Source organism: Moorena sp. SIO4E2 (assembly GCF_010671945.1).
GTDB classification, from domain to species: domain Bacteria; phylum Cyanobacteriota; class Cyanobacteriia; order Cyanobacteriales; family Coleofasciculaceae; genus Moorena; species Moorena producens.
The window spans coordinates 1-3203 of the sequence record NZ_JAAHIE010000709.1 but is presented as its reverse complement, the minus strand read 5'-3'; the positions used below and the strand labels follow the sequence as shown (position 1 = coordinate 3203).

Annotated in this window: 4 protein-coding genes; 2 read left to right on the top strand and 2 right to left on the bottom strand. The window is 44.0% G+C overall.

The features are described from left to right. Positions 1–34 precede the first annotated feature (34 nt). Entirely contained in the window at positions 35–346 is a 312-nt protein-coding gene (locus F6K37_RS35820) for a CU044_2847 family protein (protein ID WP_287255690.1), read from the bottom strand. Positions 347–820: 474 nt separating this feature from the next. Between F6K37_RS35820 and F6K37_RS35815 the strand changes: the two genes are divergently transcribed. Then, positions 821–1021 (top strand): hypothetical protein, encoded by a 201-nt coding sequence (locus F6K37_RS35815; RefSeq protein WP_287255688.1) that lies wholly within the window; start codon positions 821–823, stop codon positions 1019–1021. Between the two features lie 249 nt (positions 1022–1270). Here the strand turns inward: F6K37_RS35815 and F6K37_RS35810 are convergent, their stop codons facing one another. Then, positions 1271–1819 carry an NUDIX hydrolase gene (locus tag F6K37_RS35810; protein WP_287255685.1) on the bottom strand — a complete coding sequence of 183 codons (549 nt, stop codon included), beginning with the start codon at positions 1817–1819 and terminating at the stop codon, positions 1271–1273. A 444-nt stretch (positions 1820–2263) separates the two neighbouring features. On the opposite strand from F6K37_RS35810, the gene F6K37_RS35805 reads away from it, so the two are divergent. Next, positions 2264–3203: dipeptide epimerase (locus tag F6K37_RS35805; RefSeq protein ID WP_287255683.1), on the top strand; the 940-nt coding region annotated here is incomplete at its 3' end.

Genomic DNA, 3203 nt, shown 5'->3' with positions numbered 1-3203 from the left:
CCGATTCCTGTAGTTCTTCTGGGGTCATTTTTAATTAATCTTTTGGTTTCAGTACCAGTTTCACTTTCAGGTTAGCATTTGCCGCTGACCTAGTAATATATAAATTTCCTTCTCCTTCAAAACTAAAACCCAATTCTACCTCAGCCTTCTCAATATCCATCTCCTTATTCAGCTCTTTCCAAGTCTGAGCAATGGGCTTGCAGGTCTTTACCAACAACGGTCGAATCTTATCGAAAGTAGAACTAACTTTATCAGCAAAACCACCAGAGATAGCTTGGACTTGATTCCCTGGTACTTCTACTTCTACTAAAGTGCCATCGTCTAATTCAATTAGTTTAGTTGCCATTACAATTTATTACCTTAAGTTTATATAAGTTAAGTTATCAGCTTAAGCGCTACGCGCACGCGTGCGCGTTCAGCTTTCAGCTATTATCTATCATATACAGCGCTTTGCCATTCAATCAGGTACAAAGTTTTGGGATTTTAGGGAGCAGGGAGCAGGGAGCACAGAAGAGGGAAGAGGGAAAATAATGTGTACCTCATAGCTACGAGAAACGCTATATATCCTCTAACGGGCTGACAACCAGCATTATTAGTCTTACTAGGTCAACGGCTGTCGGGAGATGGGTATGCCCCGATTTACCCATCTCCCGACTCCCAAACAAATTTGTTACAAAAATTTTTTAAATATGTTATAATTAAAGTTTTTTTATGTTATTATAAAAATGTGGTCGTTAAACGTCCACGGGAAGAGCCAGCCCACAGATTTTCCAGGGTCTCCGGCTGGCTCTTGGTCCCCATCTAAGGAGATACATCAATTATGTCCTATTCTGAACGCCTTCATCCGTGGGTGATAGTCCGCCTATTGCCCAAGATGCAACGAGTGATTGTGGCTCGGTTCCGTAAGCGATCCGATGCAGAGGGTCACTTGCAGGCTCTGAAACGACTGATGCCCGAAGCGAAATTTATTATTATTTTTGATTTAGGGAAGCCGATGGAAGAAGAATCTGAAGACTCTTAGGGATTTGGGTGATTAGTGATTCCATAGCGCTGCACTTAAGTAAGCATTAAGCTATCAGCTGACAGCTTAATGCTTACTTATTTAGAGGTTGTCTGAGAAGTCTCATTTGCTACATCCAAGCCCTCTCAATCCCCCGAGCGAGGGATTGCTCGCTCGGGGGACTTTTAGCAACAAATGGATTCTTGTTCCCCCCAGAATTGGGGGGCTAGGGGGGCAAAATTCAGTATAAAAAACTTTTCAGATATCCTCTTAAGACAAAAACTTCAAGCCTAAAAACAAAGCAGCAATTGTTCCAGAAACACAAATTTCTCCTTGTTCAATTTTTTTCATAACCTCGTCTATAGGTACCAAAACAATTTCCACCTCTTCCGTAATATCTAAATTTTGGATACCCGATGGCTGAGCTTCTTGCGCCATAATTAAATGAATTGTATTGGTATCTTTTACCGGATTATCATATAAAGTTGCTAAGGAAACCATATGCTCGGAAACATAACCAGTCTCTTCTTCTAATTCCCTAGCAGCTGCTTTTATACTATCTTCTTCCATTGAGTTGAAACCACCCCCAGGGAGTTCCAATAAAATTTCTCCCACTCCATGGCGATATTGACGGACAAAAACAACATTGCGATCGCATGTAATTGCCATGATCAGCACAATATCCGGTCTAACATTAATGAAGTAGTCATCAACAACTTGACCACTGGGTAATTCCACTTCATCTTGCCTGACTCGACACCATTGGTTGTCAAAAACAAACTTTGATTTAAGGGTTTTCCATGGCTTTATTGAAATCATTAAATTACTGAATAATTACAAAACTATAAGTTAAAGTATGAAGGATAAAGGTTTAAGGTTACCGGTTGATTTAGAGGTTTAAGGTTACAGGTTGAAGGTTGAAGGTTGAAGGTTACAGGTTGAAGGTTACAGGTTGTAGGTTGTAGGTTATAGGTTACACCTTATAGGCGGCAGATGATCGGGCACACCTATTCCTCACCATCGTCCTAGTAGAGTATAACCTTGGCCAATAGGCCACGCTACGCGAACAAGCTACCCTACAAGGGAAGCCTCAGGCGAACAACCAAATAACTTTCAAACCTACCCTACGGGAACGCCAAAGGCGAACAACCAACTAACCTTCAACCTTCAACCAACTAACCTTCAACCTTCAACCAAATAATCTTGGCCTTTGGCCACGCTACGCGAACAACCTTCAACCAAATAACCATTACTAAATAAACAATGCGTATTGGCGTTGAAACCTTCACGGTACATAAGCGGTTCCCTTTAACCATCAGTCGTGGCACCACGTCTGAAACCACCAATGTCTGGGTCAGGATAGAACAGGAGGGTATTGAAGCGTGGGGCGAAGGGTCTCCCTTTTCCCTAGGAAAGGCAACTAGCCTCAGCAGTAGCTCGTCAGATCCAGGCACAGAGGGTTTCCTGCCCCCTACACCCCATAAGCAAACCACTGAGATTCTGCTAGAAGCTCTAGAGGTGGTTATCCCGATGCTGGAGGCATTTAGTCCTTGGGAACACCAACAAATTGAACGGGTGTTGGAGGAAGTACAGGTGCCATCAGCAGCTTGGGCGTCTATTGATTTGGCAATACATGACTGGTTAGGGAAGCGGGTGGGATTGCCCCTCTGGCGGCTGTGGGGATTGAACCGCCGCCGAATTGTGCCAATTTCCTCTACGGTAGGCATTAGTGACCCAGACAAGGCCAGGCAACGGGTCCAGGACTGGATTCCCATTACTGGTGCTCATGTACTCAAAATTAAATTAGGTTCCCCGGATGGGATTGCTGCTGATCAACAGATGCTACTGGCCATCCGAGATGAAGCACCAGAAGCCGAGTTGAGTGTAGATGCCAATGGAGGTTGGAGTTTGGAGGAAGGGATAGAGATGTGTAACTGGCTGGCGAGTCAGGGCGTCAGGCATGTGGAACAACCCCTCGCTCCTGGAAAAGAGGTTGATTTACCCCAGTTGTATAAGCAATCCCCTTTACCAATTTTTGTGGATGAAAGTTGCAAGACTAGCCAAGATATTCCGCCGTTGGCAAACTGTGTCCATGGTATTAACATCAAACTAATGAAATCCGGTGGTTTAACTGAGGCAATACGGATGGTGCATACCGCAAAAGCTTGTGGGTTGCAGGTGATGTTTGGTTGCTATTCTGACA

What these genes read in the sequence shown, in the direction of transcription:
- F6K37_RS35820 (WP_287255690.1), bottom strand. Translation starts at nt 346, where the DNA reads ATGGCAACTAAACTAATTGAATTAGACGATGGCACTTTAGTAGAAGTA.
- F6K37_RS35810 (WP_287255685.1), bottom strand. Translation starts at nt 1,819, where the DNA reads ATGATTTCAATAAAGCCATGGAAAACCCTTAAATCAAAGTTTGTTTTT.
- F6K37_RS35815 (WP_287255688.1), top strand. Translation starts at nt 821, where the DNA reads ATGTCCTATTCTGAACGCCTTCATCCGTGGGTGATAGTCCGCCTATTG.